The 232-nt window shown below is 68.1% G+C and carries 1 protein-coding gene; it reads right to left on the bottom strand.

Features of this window, described 5'->3' with window-relative positions; translation table 11 throughout:
* A partial coding sequence (locus SB660_RS24100) for an ABC transporter transmembrane domain-containing protein (RefSeq protein WP_410585162.1) occupies positions 1-232 on the bottom strand: 232 nt, incomplete at both ends.

Here is a 232-nt window from a genome sequence, read left to right as displayed (position 1 = left end):
CGAGCGAGAACGGCACGCCGCGCAGGTCGATCATCCCCAGGTAGGTGAAGCCGAAATACATCGCGACGATGGCGACGCTGACCGAAGCGAAGAACTCCAGCACCGCCGACGACAGGAAGGCGATGCGCAGCACCTTGAGGCTGCGGTCGCGGATCGTGTCGGCGGCCTCGGTGACCTGCGCCAGTTCGGCGTCGCCGCGCCCGTAGACGCGGATCAGGTCCAGCCCGCGCAG

The sequence above is a fragment of the Bacillus sp. SIMBA_005 genome, from assembly GCF_046535585.1.
Taxonomy (GTDB): Bacteria; Bacillota; Bacilli; order Bacillales; family Bacillaceae; genus Bacillus; species Bacillus pumilus.
This window is presented reverse-complemented; position numbering and strand designations above follow the sequence as displayed.